The sequence below is a fragment of the Novosphingobium naphthalenivorans NBRC 102051 genome, from assembly GCF_001590985.1.
Lineage (GTDB): Bacteria > Pseudomonadota > Alphaproteobacteria > Sphingomonadales > Sphingomonadaceae > Novosphingobium > Novosphingobium naphthalenivorans.
Genome location: NZ_BCTX01000008.1, coordinates 1 through 18,864, shown reverse-complemented (window position 1 = coordinate 18,864; position 18,864 = coordinate 1). Strand labels below are relative to the sequence as shown.

Here is an 18,864-nt window from a genome sequence, read left to right as displayed (position 1 = left end):
GGTCGCGTTTCCGTCATTCGCCACTATCCCCTATCTCGCCCTCGTTCTCCCGTTCATCGTCATACTCCATTAGGTCTGGCGGAGCGCCGCCAACCTCAGCGAAGCACGTTTCCAAAGCACCCCTGTGCTTGCGCCGGGTAATCAATTGAAGCGGGAGATCGAAATCGCCATCAAATCGACGGTCGTCTCCGAGATGTTTCGTTACGAAATCACAGATCGTCCGACTTGCTTCCTTGTCCGGCCGCTCACCAACGTCAGCGCCTAATTCATTCAGCAGGACGCGGACACGCTGGGATGGAGCCCAAACATAGGGAATCATCAGGTGCTCATCGCCCGACTCATAGGCGCCGTGCCGCAGCAGTTCGCGGATCATCCAGTTCATGCCAATACCGAGAGAACGGTTTATCGGGGCGGCGTCGATGGAAAGGCGCATGGCCGGCGGCCAGTAGCTCGGCTGCAAGGCGCCGTTGAGCGAAATGACGCCATGCTCCTCGATAATTCTCGGTAGCTTGACCGTAACCTCGCGATACTCATCCAGCCAACGAGCAACGGAATACAGATCGACGAATGTGCGTCGCCACGTCAGGTATTGCTGATCGAAATGGTCGGGCGCGCTCCATCGTTCGAGCCGTTCAAGCCATGACTGCACCTCACCGGGAGGCCGTGACTCGGACAACTCTTGCCACCAGCCTTCTCTGAAGCCGTCGTCGATGAAGCTCTTATGCTGCCCATCCTGCACGCGGCCGAACGACTGGAAGCAGGCCAAGGCGAACATCGTGAACCATGCCGCGCGCTCCTGTGACTCGCGAAGCTGCAACGGCGAGAAATGCCCTGGGTAGGTTCTCTCCGCGTATAAGGCGCGGAGGCCGGAGCCCTCGGCGCGCCACCAGGCATGGATCGCCGCCAGAACCGTCGCAGGCTCAGGCGGCGGAGGCTGAACAGGCATTTGCGGCAAGAAGGCGTCACGGCCCTGAAGGGCGTACAGGAGATCGTCCTTTTCCTTCTCGGTCCAGCCAGAGAGCAGCGGGCTGATCCGCAACTGCGACGAAGGCCAAGGCAGCCAGCCGGGGCGATGGCGGCGAATCTCCTCACCCAACTCTCGGCCTTGGCGACCCTCAATGATGTATCGTAGTGCCGCTGTCTGACGACCTTGGTCGTCGGCAGGGATTTCCGATGTCCAGCCCCCGAGATCACGCGCTTGAGGGCCGAAGCCCGATCGTTCGCGGGCGACCCGGAAAAACTCCAGTGCCGCGCCAGTATATTGCCTGTCGAGCAGATGCTTCGCGGGCGCAAATGCGCATAGCCTGCGCTCTTCGGGGTCATCGGCGGCATCGGGACTCGGAAGCTGAGCTATCCGCCATGCCCCATCCTGCGCGAGGAACAAGGCTTGCCTGGCAATGTCCAGAATTTCATAAAGTTCGCTATCGAGTGGTGCTTCCCGAATAGATTGAGGTGTAAGGGCAAGGCCGAGAGCCTTGGCCAAATCTGGGCTGATATGCTTGCCTTCGCCGATCTGCTGACGGAGAAGCCTTGAGAATCGTAATTGTCGGACATTCCCAAAGCCGAGCTTTCTCAATTGCCCGGCTATCTCGGATGCGACTGTCCGGTCTCGTAGCTCCGCGAGGGCAGGCCAATTTTGGACTTTGGCGAGCATGGGAAGGTCCGACAACGCGCCATCGACGAAATAGGCCGCGTCTGACGCCTTTATCAACGCAGCGAATGGAGGCGGCAGGCGAGTCGGCACGACTTGCCGCTGGCCTATGAGGTGGCCGTATCCACGACCATCGGCGTGCATGTGTCGGGCCAGATCGTCGTCGAAATCCGGCGCGAGAACATCGAACAGGTGAGACCAGAAGGTGCTCCACGCCACTGTTCTGGAGGCGTCGGAGGCATCCAGGTCGAGGCTTTCCGAGAACCCGCGCCAGTCTACATCCGCGAGATCGTGTAATTTCAGGAGGCGGTCTCCCAATACCCGGCCAAGCGTTTGAAATTTCTCCGTCTGATCAGCAATCGAGCCAGCCAGCCCTGTGCGACCCGGATCGACAGCGAAAGGACCGTTGAGCAGCCAGCCAGAACGTGACGGCACCTCAAGCGGGGCCAGATTCCAGAGTCGCTTCAGATCGTCGGGGAATCTGTCCGGTCCGGCGGGGCCGACACGCAGCAGAAGGGCAAACCCGGACAATAGATCGAATCGCAGGGCTCGCTCGCGGCGCCCACCTGACATGGAAACGACGCTGACTTGGCTCTCGCCGAGGAGTGGCAAAGACGAGCAATCGACGCTCGTGGGAACGTCGTCCTCGATTTCGATGCGGCGAATGGTGCGGGCGAAAGCAGGCAGCCAGGTCACGGCGGCTTTGAACGCCGTCATCGCATCGGCGCCTTTGTCAGCCGTCTCCGCTGAAAGGGGGACTTCGATAACGGTCGCCTTTCGGCCGCCGGGGGCCTTTCGTGCCTCTGCTATGTCGATGCCTTCCGGCCATGGCGTCGGCAAAAAGCCGCCGGCCGTGCGCAAGGCGATGAAGCCGCTGGCGATACCGATACCGTCCGACAGCACATGGACGCTCTTGAAGCCCAGCCCAAACTTGCCAGTGAGATCGTCTCCGGGGCGTTTCTCGGAGAAGTTCATCAACAGCATATTGAGCAGGTCGCGGTCATGACCGACGCGGCGCCCCTCCTCTGCGTCCTGCCCCATGTGATTGATCGGGCGGCCCCAATGGACGACACGAAACCCGCCTGGGTCGCCCGGCAGCGGCTCTACACGGAAACAGGCGTTCGAACCAGGTTCACCATGCTGTCGATAGGCATCGTCGGCGTTCTGGAAAAGCTCGAACAGAACCCGGCTGGCGGAATATCCGAAGTCCCCGATCTTGGCGCGAACCGCAGACAGAAGCTCAGTCGCCAGTGTGCCGCCGGATATTTCTCGCCACAGCTCCGATTTCAGCTCCTCCATCTTTTGCGCTGGTGCGGCAAGGTGAAGAAGGCGGCTCTCTTCAGCCTGATATGCGCGTAGCGCCTTCTGTGTTCGGTAGTCAGTGGGGAGCTTCAGCTCAGCGAGAATCGTGGGGAGCCGGTCCCGAAGCAGGCGTTCAGTTTCCTCGATCGTCGATTGATCGACCTCAACCGCCCTGTCCAACATCTCCCGCAACGCCGCACGCTGGCGTTCCATGCCGAGCCATAGGCAATCCGCCGCGACTGTCTCGACAAACCGCCGAAAGATGCCGCTGGCCTCTTTCTGACCGTATCTGCTCGGGTCGACTTGCCTGACTGGCAGCGTGATCAATGACCGCACTTTACCATCGGCAGCCCGGATGCCCTCATGGCTCTTGTGCAGATTCCCGATGAGGATTCCCTTGCCGGGATCACCCAACGGCGCGTCGAACACGTCCCCCGACAGAGCGACGGCCTGCACATGCTCGCCCGCGACCGGCTCTATCAGGAAGCGGCGTTGATCGACCTCATCCGCCAACGAGTTCGGATAGAGGATTTCTCTGGGAAAGTGATTGTCGAGGTCGGCCCAAAGGGTATCGACATCGGCGGTCGCGTCGATCGCCCATTCGTTCGCAAGGTGCCGGAAAGGCTCGCTGCGGCCGATCAGGCCGAGATAGACGATCACCAGGTCAGACGGTACGCGCCCCAGCCATGTGGCGAGGAACGACCGATGCTGGTCTGCCCACTGGGCTTCCAATGCAGCCAGATCGACATTCCTGATTTCGCCCCGGCGATGATCGGTTGGAGATGAGTCATGAACTTCATATCCGGCGCCACGCCTCTCGACAGGTGATGCCTCACGCTTTCCAAGCGCGGATGCGTAGTCCCGCGCCAACACATAGTTCGGATCGAGCCCGTCACCGCCTTGGACGACCTCCCGGCCGCTGCGCCAATTTCCGGCCTCGGTAGGAACCAGCGTTCCGCCGAACACCCGACGGCGGGTTTCTTCCGGCCAACAGGTGACGATATTGAATCCGTGGCGATAGACCCTGCGGGCCGCCTCGCCTTTCCGCCCGTTTTCCTCCGCCAGCGCCGCGAGGTGGTCGAGGTGGGTTCCTGCCAAATCAGCGCCGGAGGAGTGGATCTCCGCGAAAGCGGCGACAACCTTCATCGTGTCGCCGCGATCAGCTTCCGAGGTCAGAACCGCCGCCAGCAGAGGCCAGCCCGGCAACCCGACATCGCCGCCATCTTGCGCCAATGTCGCAAAATCGTCTGTTGGAAGCTCATCCGCCGTTCCGAGGCGGCCGATGATCCCCCCATCATTGACCATCAGCGCCAGGGCTCCGAATGACGAGCACCTGTCCGGTAGAACCCATCTTCCAAGATGATCGAAGCCGCGATGCTCGCGCACGTCGATGGCCAGCCTTGCTGCGGGCAGGAACGGGGGCGTCTCTCCGTTCTTCAAGAGAAGCCCTCGTGCCGCTTCATCGACCGCTGGTGGAAGGGCGAGCACATCCTGCGGCTTGACCGGGTGTCCATCGGCAAAAAGCCACGACTTGGCGCGCAGTCCTTCAAGCAAGCGTCCATCGGGCGGAGATTGCAACCCGGCGAGCGCGTCCAGTATCACACCACGAAGGCGGTGTGGATCGCTGCAACTTAGCGCAACCTCAATCTGGCTTTCCGGTGACCATGCCCCAATAAGCTGTCCTTGCCGTTCCCGAGCCTTCTGGCTTTGGCACGGCCGGACGATAGAAACGACTGCCCGCAACGGTTCAGGCACAGACCATTCTTTCGTTTCGCGAAAGATGCCCTTTCCATCCCCAACTGTTCCGTCCTGCCTTTCATGGATAGGCAACCGGATCAGCAGATCATCGGGCAGGCCGGCATCAAGGACCGCCTCTCGCTCTGAAACATTAGGGATCAGTTGCGCGATGGCGGCAATGTTCTTCTCGAACAAAGTTTCCAGATTGGCAGCGTCAAGCACCTCTATACGAAGATGATTTCGCTGCGTCCTGGACAATCCGTCAGCAATGCCGGTCGGGACAAGAAATTCGTTCTGGCTCCGGGTAATAAGAGCCGTGGCAATGCGCTCTATCGGATTTTGATTTGGGTCGAGCGTCCAAAGTTTCGATGCTGAGTATCCCGCTTCGTAGATGCCGACGCAGAGGCGCCGGGCGGCGGCCGGATCGTCCTTATTATCGGTAGCAATCTCATCAAGCAATCGTTGGCGGGCGCTCACTGGCCCAAAGCTCACGGCTTTGTTGATGAGCGAGAAAGCAGCCTCCCTGCCCGCCGACTGAAGCGTGAGATTTGCCTCATCTCGAAAGAGAGGTATCGCACCGCTATCCACGATCAGCGGGGATGCGTCTGGCAATGCCTCCACGAGCAAAGGCAGCCATGTGTTCGCTTGAGGCGAGCTTGCGAACAAGAGTCCAGCTCTGGAGTGTTCAACGAGCGCTTGGAGCGACAGCACAATCGGGCCACGGATACGGACATCCCGCACCCGCAGAACCTTGATGGATGCGAAGTCGGGATCGCGCGCCAGTTCGGAGATATTCCGCTCGGCCTGAGCGAGCAGCGCCAACGCGGCGGTCGCCGCTTGATCCGCCTGATCGCCTTCAATCAGCGGCTCGAGTGCGGTGAGCAACGCCTTGAGGTCTTCGTCGGATAGTCGAGGAGGGCGTCGGCCATCGTCGATCCATTCGCCGCGAACTGGCAGGATATTCGCCGGGGCAGACGCCAGCGCGCGCAGGACTTGTCGGTTTTCGACAGATGGCGGAAGCGGGAACAACACGCCATGTGGAACGTGGACAAGAGCCGATTTAATGAGTTCGGACGGAGCAAGCGCCTGAGTTTCCGCCATTGCCGCGCGCAAGGCCGTGACCATGTGCGGCCTGGTCGCGAACTTCTCAGCATCGCCGAGTATCGCCATGCCGAGGAAATCGACTAGGAGTCGCGTGAGCGCGGTATCGCGCGATTGGAATGCACGGGGTGAAAGCGTGGAGAATACTGTGCTGAGGTCCGCCTCGGTCCAGCGTATCGGCTGAGCACTCAGCGCGGCGCGGGCATCGACGACGAGATGCGCACCGCTTGAATCGGCCCATGCGCCGATGGCCCCGAACAATTCCCCAATCCGCTGAGGGGCATCCGCCACCGAAGCCGGCAGCGGCCGAAGAGCGTCCCCCGATGGAACGACGCGCCAGACGATGGCCGGCCCTTCGAGCACACGCACCAACGCATGTTCTCGGCAAATGGCGTCGCGATTGCGCCGAAACCAGTCGTGACGGGCGAGCGCCGAAACAACCTGAGTGAGTTCCGATGATGTCACCATCGCCTTGCCAAGCGCGTCTCTCAGCAGAGTCGGCAGGAGCGGGAGAACCACGGAGTCACGAAGTTCGCTATTCCACGCGCGGCGCAGCGCCATAGCATCGGCAGGCACGCCTGTTTCGACGACAGCATTCAGCCCCTCGATCTGGCGACGGCCGCTATCGAGGAAGAAATAGCCGTGTAGCAGGAAACGGAACTGGCCGAGCGCACTGTCGTCGAGCGGGATGACGATGCTGGATTCATCGGAGATGGGCAGGAACACGGCCCAAGAAATGCGTAGTTGCGCAGGCGCGATGCGCGCAACTTCCTCTGTGTAGGGGATGCGCAACAGCGTCACTGCCCCATGAGGCTCTCCCTTCTCCGGGACGGGTTGTGGGTTGAGAACAGTTATCGTTTGCGGCCAATGCGGCGTGCGCTTCAACTCCGCGAGACGACCATCAAGAGCCATCGCTTCACGCCCGACAAATAACGCTGTTGATCTCTCCGGCGCGGCTTCGATCTTGCCGCCAAAGGCGTGAACACCATCGCCCAAACGGTTCGGCCCGACGAAACGGCCCTGCGCAACATTGAGTTCTAACCTACTGCGAGGTTCGCCGTTTTCTAGAATTTCAATCGATTTCAGGTGGCGCAGCGTCGTCAGGACAGCCTGCAAATCGTCAGGTCGGATGAGTTCCCTGATCGTCTCTGTTGCCGATGGCATATTGCTGGAAAAGCCAACCCCTGGGGCTGGCTGAATACCATCCCGGCGCAGCGGCAGCCAAAGAACGAGGTAGCGATCCGGGAAGTCTGAGGCGACCTTACCTCCCAAAAATCCGACATCGGCAGGCTCGAGAGGCTCCCACTGCCGACTGATATTGCCTGCGACATCCACCTCCAAGAACGGGTTAACGACCGTAAAGAAGGCATCGCCGTCTTCCCTTCGGGCGTAGACGATAAACGCATCGCAGAGGTGAAACACGGCCTTCTGGCCGAAACCAAACTTGCCGATCGCGGCATTGTCGGCGGCTTTGCTGCTCTCGCCAAACGACGTGATTCCGCTCTCGTCCTGCCTGCGGAAGAAGCCATCATTCGCGACCAGAAGACCCGGCCCACGCAGCAGCGGATTCACCGCGTTTGGCCAGCCGGGCAGTGCGTCGAGCCTGAATCGTTGGGCTTCCGCGTCGTCGGCGTTTTGCAGCAACTCCTTGAGGATCGGATACCCGGAATCGTACCGATCCTGCAGATTGCTCTTGATCTGATTAACGATCGAGATCGGAGAAATGTGAAAATCAGGCATAAGCGCAGCGCACTTTCGGCTCTTCACTCAAGAACAGGCATCTCAGCCGCGTCAGCATGTTGTTGCTGTTCGACACGTCGATGCTTGCTGTCTCCAGGATAGTGTCATGTCCCGTGATACGATGACGGGCGTGAACCAGGTCTTCGGGTCCGAGCCCTGGGTGATGCGGATAGAGCAGCGTCAAGCGCGGGGCGCGATAGAGCTGCGCATACGCCATCATCTGATAGACGTCGGCCTGCGAGACCCCTTGCTTGGGGTCATCGATGCGAGAGGAAATCCGCTTCCACTTGGTGTCGATGACGTGGGTGATCGCACCGCCCCAGCGGATCAGAATGTCGGGCTTGGTCTGGAAGAGCCCTCGCTCACTATCCTGCGCGCTCAGGCAGAACAGGCGCCCGCCCTGCAACGAGACGGTCAGTCCTGTTCCCGCCAGCGCCCGGGCAATCAGCCGCCCGACATATTCTTCGAACAGCGCGTTCATCTCGAACAGCATCGCGGTGCCCTGACCCGCGCCGCCCGTGGTCGTCTGATAGCGGTCCTGCAAAAACAGGCGGGCCATGGCGAAGAGTTCCTGCCAGGACCGGTTGGTGCGATCGATGACAACATCATCCCAGCGCAGTGCCGAAACCGGTACATCGGCAATGTCGGCGTAGACGAAGGCCAACTCTCGCAGACGTTGCTGGTTGGCACTGCGCCGTGAGACGCGGAGAAGACGTACCACGGCCGCCTTCATGATCCGATTGATGGCGATGTCTTCGGACAACAGATCGAACCGGCAGGCAAGGCGCGAGGGGTTGACCGCATGCCGGGCAAACTGGCGGGTGATGTCGAGCTGGCCGCGCAGGGTCGGCAAGTCTTCCTCGCGCTCGACATACCGACGCGGCATCCCTTTGCGCAGGGCCGTGGTCAGCTTGTCGCAAAAGATGCGGATCAGGATTTCGAGCAGAGTCTCGCGCTGCCAGGCAAGATCGGTGATGACGCCCAGGTCGATCTTGAGATCGAGCGCGACGGCCAGCATATGAACCAGGCGTTTGCGGATTGCAGCGTTCTGGTGATCGGGCGTTTCACCGGGCGCCACATCGATCTTGGGCAGTATCTCCAGGCTCGCATCGCCCGCCGCCAGAATCCCCACCACGCCGCGTGCGCGCAAGGCATGCCGGCCATGTTCGAGCACTCCGCTGCCGCCCCGGCCAGCAAAGACCGAACGCGCTGCCAGACCCGCCAGCCGGTCGGCATGGTGGGCCGGGATCTGCCCATTGCCCTCGCCATAGGCGAGCTTGTCCCATTCTCGAACCGTATAGGCAGGCATCAGGCTGCAAAGTCCGAGAAATCGAAACTAGCCTTCACACTCCAGCGCCGCTTGTCTCCACCCAGCTCATCGTCGGCAAAGCCGGCCGGAGCCGGCAGACTCTTTGATTCAAGGAAATGGGCGCCGTTGGTGCCGTCGCCATCGCCGAGCACTGCGGCGACTTTCGACCAATCCTCATAGAAATACTCTGCCAATAGCGGGATGACCTTGTGGCGCATGACGTCCTCGACGTCAGCCCGGCTGCGGCAGCCGGTGAAATAGGCGTGGCCGATCTGGTGTTCGCGATCGAAGAGAAATTCGATCCGCTCGTTGAGCGTGTGCAGCAGCTTGCACAGATCAATCCCATCGAGATCTTCGGCATCAAGCTGCCGTGCCGCCAGCGCCCGGCGCAGTTCCTCAACGTCCGGCATCAGCTCGCGGAAGGTGAAGCGGCGGCGCAAGGCGGTATCGAGCAGCGCGATCGAGCGATCTGCCGTGTTCATTGTACCGATGATGTGCAGGTTGGCCGGCACACCGAAACTGGTCCCGGAATAGGGAAGCCGGACCCTGACCTCGTTTTCGCAGCCGAGCCGCTTGTCGACTTCGAGCAGCGTGATCAGCTCGCCGAACACCTTGGAGATATTAGCTCTGTTGATCTCGTCGATGATGAGGACATGCGGTCGCGCACCGGCCACCGGCCGCTCGGCATTAGGGTCGATTACCACGGCTTCAAGCGCATCCCAGTCGATCCGGTCTGGATCGAGCCGATAGGCCGACTGGCGGCGAAAATTCCGGGCGTAGAAAGGCGCGCGCTCGGCGCCATTGTCATCGCGCCATATCCATTCGACGCGGCGCCGGTGCGGGTGGACGGCCGCATCAGCATCGAAATAATACTCACCGCTCACGCGGCCAAAGGCGCGATAGCTGTCGCGGCCATCAGAGATAACGACATAGTCGTCCACCTGAAGACCGGACCGGAAGGCGTAAAGCATCTCGATATTGGGGTCCTTGCCGGATGCGTCGGGGTCCTTCTGGTCGTTCCACGCCTTCCGAATTTCTTCGAAATCGTCGAAGCGCTCGTCGGACCAGTCAATGTCGCCGCCCCAGCCTAGATGGATCAGCCCGCCATCGAGGCCTTCGCGGATCCGATCTTCCTGACTGCCGCGCTGGCCGAGAGCGATCTTGTAGATCGCGCGCGAGCGGTCGAGCCGCTTGGCCGGCGCATCGCCGGTGTCGAGACGCGCCCTCTCGCTGATGATCTTGAACACCCCGCCATGGGGCTTGAGACTGAAGCCACCCGAAGTGCTGGCGACCTCGTCGTCACCTTCCTGTTCCACACCGGTCGTCGGCCGCAGCCCCTCGACGAAATCCTCATAGGAAAAGGACTGGTGAAAGGTAACGAACTCGATCCGGCCTTCGCCGGCGAGACGGCGATATTCAACCATCACGGCATCGCGGTCATCGCGAAGAGGATCGGCCGCCACATCGCCCAGACAGAGCCGCACCGCCTCCCAGGCCGTCGCATAAGTCTTGCCGGTTCCCGGCGGCCCGTAAAGGATGAGATTGGTGGCAGCGGGCATCGCGGTGGCGGGTACAAGCGTCATGGTTTGGTGCCCTTCTGCCGAGGCGAGCTGATAAGTGAAAACTGTGGAACTGCTGGGATTGGGCAGGGTGTGCGTTGGCGGCGGAACCTGGGCGCATTGCTGGAATTTTTCGCTCCCGAGCGCGCTACAGATGGCCGGATGCCGGTCGAGTAGACCCATGTCGTGGCCGAGATCACCGGCGCGGATCGCAACCTCGCTCACGCTCTTCTCGCGAGCCGGTTCGACATAATAGTTGCGTGCGCATAGCCGGATGCGGTCGGCATCGCCGATCAGATGCTCGTACCGCTCTGGCGGCGTGACCGGCGCATCGTCGCTATCGACGATGATATAGCCGACGTTATGGAGTTGGGCGGCGGCATCGGCCTTCTGTCCCCAGCCGCCATTGAGCTGCGTCTTGCCGCGCAGGAACCCGACGATCGGCTTGGACGGGTAGATCCGGTTGGGCCGGTCGCGTGTCGAACGGACCCAATAGTCACGCGGCTCGCCAAAGGCATCGAAAATGGAGCTATGCTCCTTCGACTGGCGGTAGCTGTCGTAGGCATCCATCGCCGCCTCGACCGCCTCGCGCGAAAAGGCAGTCGTGTCCTCTTCCTTGTAGTTGTGGACGATCCAGAGCGCGCTTTGCACATCGATCATGTCGCGCGGCGCCAGGCCTCGATCCGCGAAAGCGCGCCGAACCGCCTGCATGAAGCGCCATTCGTCGCGATAGGTGTCGGCCATCGACGCATGATCGGGAAACCGGCGACCCACCGCTTCCCGCCAGAGGTCCTGACGCACGGAATGGCGAATATAGATGCCATCGTCAGGGGCGAGATGGAGGAACAGGAATTCGGCTATCTGGCGTGCCGGGTCTGGCTTGCCGTCTGGAACCGCTGCGATCCATGCGTTGACGAAAATTTCCAGGGCGGCCGCGTGGCCGTCCGGCGTACCGAGCGCGGCGTCGACCAGCGTTCGCAACGCCGGCCAGAGCTTTTCGCGATCGGCGTCGCCCTTCGACGACATCGGCCAATAGGCGCGCCATTGTAGCAGATTGCTTTTGACGAGCGCGGCGTTGACGGCGTCGGCCAGCGCCTGATCGGAATCGGCCTGCGGGATCGCGGCCTTGAGCTCGGCTGCGATCTCCAGCTTGTAGGTCCGTTCCGCCTCGTCGAATTGCGGGTCGGGTAGATCGAAGCGGTCGAGCGCGGGAAAGAAATGACGTAACTGCTCGATCCAGCGCGTGACCGCCGCCGGATTGAGCACCAGCTCATCGTCGGACTGCAACAGCACGCCGATCAGCCGGCGCAGGGCCTCGGCGCTGTCGATCCGCACGACAAAGCAGTCAGTATCGCCAAAGGACCAGTCGCGGCTAAGGGCGGAATGCCGCCCGCCATCCTTCATACCACTTTGATAGGCTCGCAGCTCGGTGGCAAAGCCGTTCGCCTCGACCAGATCGCGCCATTTTACATCGAGAAAGATATTGGCCGGATTCTGAATTTCCCACAGCAGACGCTCGCCTGCGCCAAATTCAAGGGACGCCATCTTCTTGGTGACGCCTTCGCCGGGGCGCAGACCCGAACCTCGGAGCACATCGAAAAGCGCCCGTCGCAGCGGTATGGGACGTTCCTGCTCATTTTCATCGAGGCGCGCCTCGAAATTCGTCCACATTCAAAGAACTCCAAACTCGGGCAATGCGCACAGCGTATTGACGAGGCGCATCTGTTCGACGGTGTCGCATTTTGCTTCGCGCAGCCGCGGCGCGCCGAAGACGAGCGCCAGGCCTTTGGCGCGCGAGACGGCGACATTGATGCGGTTGAGCGAGAACAGAAAATCCATGCCGCGCGGCGTTTCCTCGACCGACGACGCGGTCATGGAAACCAGGCAGACAGGCGCTTCCTGACCCTGGAACTTGTCCACCGTGCCGACACGGATGGCGGCGGGCAAGGCATCCTGAAGGGCGTTGACCTGTGCATTGTAAGGCGCGACGACGATGATGTCGGCGGGACAAACGGGGCGCGTTGTCCCATCCTTGTCAGTCCAGGTTCCCGTCAGCAGATCCGTGATCGTCGCCCGAATGGCAGCGACCTCCTCGGCCGCGATCTGGGCATTGCCCTCATGCGCGACCGGCACCCAGAAAGCGCCGGCTTCGGGACCGCCCGTCCCGCCTATGGCCTGGACGGCAGTATCAGGAGCGCTGGCAAGCCTGCTTTCATAGACCTGCCGCGATATGAACGCGCAGACATCGGGATGCATCCGGCGCGAAACCGGCAGGAAGATGCCGCGATCGGGCGGGATCGTGGCGTGATCGCCCAGCATCCATTCCAGACACGACAGGTTTGCCGGATCAGGATGCGCGCCCTGGATGACTTGCGGCAATTGACGCGGATCGCCGACCAGCACGATGTTGCGCGCACACCGGCCCATGGCGACCATATTGGCGAGCCCGACCTGCCCGGCCTCATCGACGAACAGCCAATCGAGCGCCTGCTCCTGTTCGGGGCGGGCAAAGAAGAAGGCCGTGCCGCCAACCACATGGGCGCGGCTCCATAAAGGATCATCATTGGCGGTGGAGCGGATGACGCCGGTAAAATTGTCCGGATAGCCATCCTCGCCGCTGCCGACCTTGTGAGCGATGCACAGGCCACGGACAGGGTCGCCATCTTCCTGCGCGGCGAGGCATCCCATCAGCACATTGCGGATGGCCTCATGGCTGTTCGAGGCAACGCCGACGCGGTGGCCCTGGCGCACCAGCGACAGGATCGCCCGGGCGGTGACATAGGTCTTGCCGGTTCCCGGTGGTCCCTGGATCGGCAGCACGGTGCCGTCCATGGCGGCAATTGCCGCGATCGTACCCGTCAACGGATCAGCGCCATCCAGCAGATCCGCGCGCGCGCCCGTCACAAGACGCGGCGCGGCGCGCGCCAGCAGATCATCGATCGCGGTCAGGCGGCGTGCGCCGCATTGATCCTCGATCACGTCGTGCAAAGCCGCAGCAATGACGTCCGTATTCAACGGCCAGTCGGGATGTAACGTCAGGCGGTCAGCCAAAAGATGGGCTTTGGCGGAGCCAGCCTTGACCGCGACGATCCGGGTGGTGCGATCCAGTTCCTCGATGCTGATACTGGCCGGCGGCCCATCGACGACCGGGACTGTCGCGCTGCGGCCAGCACGCAGCTTGGTTTCCTGCGCCGGAAAGCGATAGCGGCGCATCATCGAGCGCTTGACCGGTTCGGCGGGGCCGATCGCTTCCAGGCCGGCCAAAGCGGCGAGATCGTCGATCAGATCGTCCTCGTCCTTACCTGTGCTGTCGAAAACCGCCCATTGCGCCGGCTTGGCCTCGCGCTTGTGGAACAGGCCGAGGTTGAACAACATGTCTTGTCGGTCCTGCGGCAGGTCGGTCGCGGCGAGCTTCGCGCGCAGAGCCTGCGTATCGGCGTCTTCCTCGGCCTCCTTGTCGCCGGCATCCACGGCCAGGACCGGCCATGGCGCCGCAGGCCGGATGCTGACCAGCCAGTCGCGCAACTCCTCGGTCGAGACACAGTCGATGTGGTTATAATCCTCGATCTCATCGAGGATCTGCTGCTCGCCGGTTTCGCGCCAGCGCTCATAGGCCACGACCGAGCCGCCCGCCGTTTTCACCTCCCCATCGCGCTTGCGCCCATAGAAAGCTTCCATCGACTTGATGGAGTAGTTGGCTTCCGAACCGATGAGCGCGCCGCGCACCACGGCGAAGAGATCGACAAAGCGTCGCTCGCGCAGCAGGCGGTCCAGGAAGGCCTCACCGATCCCGTATTTGGCGGTCAGCCGCCGCAAGGCGGTGATCTCGTAAGACGCATAGTGATAGATGCGCGCTTGGGGAAAAGCGGTGAGCCTTTCCCGGAAGAAATCGAGCAGCTCGGACAAGGCCTGGGCTTCGGCGGCATGGTCATGCGCCCAGAAGGCCTTGAACTGGCCGTCGAGCCAGACGCCATGGAGATATTCAAGGCCGCCTTCGTAATGCGGGTCGCCCTCAATATCGTAGAAGATGTCGCCCGGCTGCGGCTCCGGCAGCAGATCGAAGCCCTTGCCGGGATCGGGCAAGCGCAGCTCGAAGGCGGGCGCCCCCGTCTTGCGGGCATGTTGCAGACGGGCCTGAATCACGAGACGTGCCCGTGTGTTTTCGGCCATGCCGCGGATCGGGTGGTCGAGCCCGGCCAGCGCTTCCATCGTCGCGATGCCGGATGCCTCGAGTTTTTTGACCTGGCTGCGGCTGATATTCGCGACGTTGAACAGGCTGTCCTCGGTCTGCCAGAAGCTTTCGCAGTGATCGCCCCAGCGGCAGAGCCCGCAATCGGCACAGGGGATCGGCCGGGTCGGCGCCGGGTTTTCTAGGAAAGCCTCGAGTCGCTGGCGCGCCATACGCGCATAGGCCTGATAGTCGGCGAGCCGTAGCTGCGCCCGGCTTCCATCGCCGAGTTCGACATGGGCAAACTCGGGGGCGACGCCCTGAACCTCGGTCAGCAGGTCCGAGTAGAGCACCAGTTGCAGCACATGTTTGGGATGGGGACGCCGCTTGAGTTTGGTGTCGGTGACTTCATAGCTGAAGGGGCCAAGATCCGACGGGCGCTCGACGCGCTCGAGAAAATCTGACCAGCCCCCCCAATTGTCGCCGAGCAGCGCTCCCTGAAAGACGATCTGCGGGCCTCCCGCCAAGGCGGCGCGCGTCGTCTCCGCGTTGTCGGCAAGGTCGGACCGAGCGATCTCGACGACCGAAACGCCCGACGCTTTCAGCTTCGCCAGATGGGCAGCTTCATGGGCATCGCCCTGCTTCTGGAGCAAAGCGGCGTCATCGCTGTCCTCGCGGGGCACCGGGCCTTTGCCTCGCATGTAAGCGAGATCGAGCGCGGTCGCGTGGGTGCACCCCATAAACCGCATCAGATCCGATGCGGACAATAGTATCCGGCCGCCCTCAATACTTCGCATTACCGCCCCCTGCGCGAGCGCAGTCCCGACAAGACTTGCATCTCGACAGACTGCAAGCTCTGACATAGCGTGCGTGGGTGTCAATATCTGACATAGTCCACGGCCGGGATTTGGATCATGTCGTTCTCCAAGGCTCAGGATCTGATCAGGCTGGCACGCATGGCCGCCACCCGGCGGATGGGAATCGGCCTCGATGAGATCTGTGAGGAATTCGGCGTCTCGCACCGCACGGCACAACGCATGACCGACGCGCTGGAGACCGTATTCACCAACGTCGACACGGTGGACGGCCCAGACCGGCGGCGGCGCTGGCGTGTCGCCGACACAGTGCTCGACCGACTCCAGCCCCGTCAGGAAACGGCGATCGAAGCGCTGGAGATCGCCGGTAGAACGGCGCGCGGCGATGGCCGCCTGCGCCATGCATCCGCACTGGAGGATCTGCGCGACGGACTTCTGGCTCGACTGACACCGCGCGACGCCCTGCGCACCGAAACCGATGTCGAGGCTGTCCTTCTGGCGATGGGATCAGTCACCCGCCCCGGCCCCAGGGTCAATCTGGCGCCGGCGGTGCTGGACGCCGTAATCGAGGGGCTACGCGGCCCGTTCCGCCTGCGGCTGCGCTACCGAACCGAGGACGCACCCGAACGAATCATCGAGCCCCACGGTCTCCTGCTTGGACATCGCAGTTATCTGGTGGCGCGCCAGCCGGCACGCGGTGAAGACATGCTGAACTTCCGGATGGACCAGATCCTGAGCGCCCAGACCCTGGACGAAAGCTTCAGCCTGATGCCCGGCTTTTCGCTGGAGGATTATGCAGCGCAATCCTTCGGCGTCTACCAGGACCCGGCTCAATATGACGAGGTCATCTGGCGTTTCGCACCGCACGCGGCAGCGCGGGCAGCTGAGTTTTGCTTTCACCCAAGACAGGTCGTTGAAGCGCAAGAGGATGGCAGCCTGATCGTGCGCTTTCATGCCGCGGGCTGGCTCGAGATGGCCTGGCATCTTTATCAATGGGGCGACGCGGTCGAGGTCATCGCGCCCGAGGAACTGCGCACCTTGGTCGAAAACCACCGCAGGAGCGATTTCGACGCCCTGCCATGAGACAACGGGAATGAAGCGGAATGACGACAAAGACCGGCATCACCCATGCAGAACTGAAGACCAAGCAGCGTGCGATCCGCGACGGCTTTCCGCCGACCATGAGCCTGCGCGTCCATCGCGCCCTTAGCTGGATCGGCCGCGCCGAAGCTTGTGGGGCAGATGACGATGCCCGTTTCATTTTCCTGTGGATCGCGTTCAACGCCGCCTACGCCGACGAAGGAGAGTTCCAGACGATCCAGCCGGGCGAGCGTGCCGCCTTCGCCGACTTCTTCGGCAGGCTGATTGCGCTCGACGACCAGCGCCGGATCTATGGCGCGATCTGGCAGCGCTTTTCGGGACCGGTGCGGCTGCTGATGGACAACCGCTACGTCTTCAATCCGTTCTGGCAGCACCATAACGGAATCGCTGGTTTCGAAGATTGGGAGGAGCGCTTCAAAGCGTCCTCGCGTGCTTTCGCGCAGGCGGTCCAAAGCGGCGATACCAGGCGCGTTCTCAGCTTTGTCTTCGACCGGCTTTACGTATTGCGCAATCAACTTGTCCATGGCGGCTCGACCTGGAACAGCGGCATCAACCGCACCCAGGTCCGCGATGGCGCAGCCATCCTCGGCTTCCTCATGCCCGTGTTCGCCGATCTGATGATGGACAATCCCGACAAGGACTGGGGCAAGCCCTTTTACCCGGTCGTGCCATGAAGGCCTGAAGCTGCATGCCATAGTGGCCAGAGGGCCTGCTTCGGCCGTGTCCGAGTTTCCCGGGCTGGTGGACACGGACAGCCTGGATGGTCGACGGCGCCCCAAAGGCCGACAGCCGACAAATGAAAGGAATATCTCAGCAATACGCTGCCTTCCCGATGGCCTGCGCGAGCCATGTTGGAAGCTGGGGCGCAGCAGCAACCAGCTCGGCGAATGCGTCAGGCGGCATTTTCCGCTTCAATGTCGTGAGCGCGGCCTCTGCCTTTTCCGGGCCGAGCCAGGCCAGCGCCCGCACGGCATCCCCTGCCAGCCGGTTGGCCAGGGCCAATTGCCAGCGCGGCGCGTGCCGCAATTCAACGACCTGCTTGCCGAGGTGCATCTTTCGGCTGCGTCCGGAGGTCAGATAGACCGAGCGGACGGGCACCTGCGTCGTCAAGCCAAGGACGTTCGCCGCGGCGGCGCCGTTCGAGACGATGATCTCTCCCTTTTGGGTCGCAAGGGCATCAACAACCTGCTCGACCGAAGGCGTGCGTGTGCCGAATCGGCTGGCGATGGGGCGCAGATAGACGCCGCGACCGGCGCGGATGAGCTGCCTGCGCTCCGCCAGGCGCGACAACGCCTGATCCACGGCCGTCCGGTTTCCGAGATGCAGCAGGCTCTTGGCAGACACCGGGGCGCCTTCGGGCAGCCCCGCCGCATGCGCCAGAATCTGTTCGGACAGCCGAGTCATCGTCTTTCCCTTGTCAGGAACATATGCAGTTTTCTGACAGTCTCAAGGAAGCCCACCTGAAAGAAGAAGACCGGATAAGGGGGAAAGCCTTCCCCCGCGGCCGAGCCAGGGTCTCGGCCGCCCCCTTCTGCGGGGAGATCCCCGCAACGCCCCCAGTAGAGTGAGAGTGCGGACGGGATTTCCGTGACGGGTTGAGGGCTGGAGAAGGGTCTCCGGCGCCCGTCGCGGAGAACCGCGATGTTCAGGAACGACCGCAACGGGCGTGCCGGCTCCGACCGTGCGAGCCTATACGACGACATCACCAGCAAGATCATCGCCGAGCTGGAGGCAGGCCGCTTCCCCTGGGTCCAACCCTGGGGATCGGCCTCGGTCAAGGCGCCCCTCGCCATGCCGAGGAACACCGCGACCGGGCGGCATTATTCGGGGATCAATGTGCTGATCCTCTGGGGCGCGGTGATCCAGCACGGCTTTCCCGGCCAGAGCTGGCTCACCTTCCGCCAGGCCCTGTCGCTCGGCAGCAATGTCCGCCGGGGCGAACGCGGCACCACCGTCGTCTATGCCGACCGTTTCACGCCGGAGGACGAGAAGCGCCGCGCCCGCGAGGCCGGCGAGGAAGCGGCCGCGATCCCGTTCCTCAAGCGCTTCACGGTGTTCAACGCGGCGCAATGCGACGGCCTGCCGGAGGATGTCGCCGTTGTTGCTCCACCGCCTCCGCCCGGACTCATCGAACCACAGGTCGAGGCCCTGATCCGGGCGACCGGCATCGACTTCCGCATCGGCGGGGACCGCGCTTTCTATGTCCCGTCGCATGACTATGTGCAGGTGCCGCCGCCCCAGGCGTATTTCGAGCCGATCAACTGGCATCGCACAGCCCTGCATGAGCTGGGGCATGCCACGGGCCATGCATCCCGGTTGGCCCGTGACCTCACGGGCAGCTTCGGCACCAAGAAGTATGCCTTTGAGGAGCTGGTGGCCTT

8 protein-coding genes are annotated in these 18,864 nt (G+C 62.4%); 3 read left to right on the top strand and 5 right to left on the bottom strand.

Features of this window, described 5'->3' with window-relative positions:
• Positions 1–13: 13 nt before the first annotated feature.
• From NN5_RS04220 to NN5_RS04205, 4 genes are read right to left on the bottom strand one after another with little or no spacing between them, the layout of a single operon-like run.
• Complete coding sequence (locus NN5_RS04220; protein WP_067732778.1) at positions 14–7,531, bottom strand: sacsin N-terminal ATP-binding-like domain-containing protein; 7,518 nt, start codon at positions 7,529–7,531, stop codon at positions 14–16.
• A complete protein-coding gene (locus tag NN5_RS04215; RefSeq protein ID WP_067732777.1) occupies positions 7,524–8,840 on the bottom strand; it encodes an McrC family protein in 1,317 nt (438 codons plus the stop codon). Before NN5_RS04215 ends, NN5_RS04220 begins: the two co-directional genes overlap by 8 nt.
• Positions 8,840–12,070 carry a DUF8426 domain-containing protein gene (locus NN5_RS26750; protein ID WP_245656222.1) on the bottom strand — a complete coding sequence of 1,077 codons (3,231 nt, stop codon included), beginning with the start codon at positions 12,068–12,070 and terminating at the stop codon, positions 8,840–8,842. Before NN5_RS26750 ends, NN5_RS04215 begins: the two co-directional genes overlap by 1 nt.
• Positions 12,071–15,364: a TM0106 family RecB-like putative nuclease gene (locus NN5_RS04205; RefSeq protein ID WP_067732776.1), complete on the bottom strand. Its 3,294-nt coding sequence runs from the start codon at positions 15,362–15,364 to the stop codon at positions 12,071–12,073.
• 117 nt (positions 15,365–15,481) lie between these two features.
• Here NN5_RS04205 and NN5_RS04200 point away from each other — a divergent pair, with 117 nt between their 5' ends.
• Together NN5_RS04200 and NN5_RS04195 are read left to right on the top strand one after the other, a co-directional pair.
• Positions 15,482–16,465, top strand: coding sequence for a helix-turn-helix transcriptional regulator (locus tag NN5_RS04200; RefSeq protein ID WP_067732775.1), 984 nt, complete (start codon positions 15,482–15,484; stop codon positions 16,463–16,465).
• Between the two features lie 20 nt (positions 16,466–16,485).
• Positions 16,486–17,157, top strand: coding sequence for a HEPN domain-containing protein (locus NN5_RS04195; RefSeq protein WP_067732774.1), 672 nt, complete (start codon positions 16,486–16,488; stop codon positions 17,155–17,157).
• A gap of 136 nt (positions 17,158–17,293) precedes the next feature.
• Here the strand turns inward: NN5_RS04195 and NN5_RS04190 are convergent, their stop codons facing one another.
• Positions 17,294–17,887: a DUF6088 family protein gene (locus NN5_RS04190; protein WP_067732773.1), complete on the bottom strand. Its 594-nt coding sequence runs from the start codon at positions 17,885–17,887 to the stop codon at positions 17,294–17,296.
• 237 nt (positions 17,888–18,124) lie between these two features.
• Between NN5_RS04190 and NN5_RS04185 the strand changes: the two genes are divergently transcribed.
• The coding region (locus tag NN5_RS04185) for an ArdC family protein (RefSeq protein ID WP_067732772.1) at positions 18,125–18,864 on the top strand (740 nt) is incomplete at its 3' end.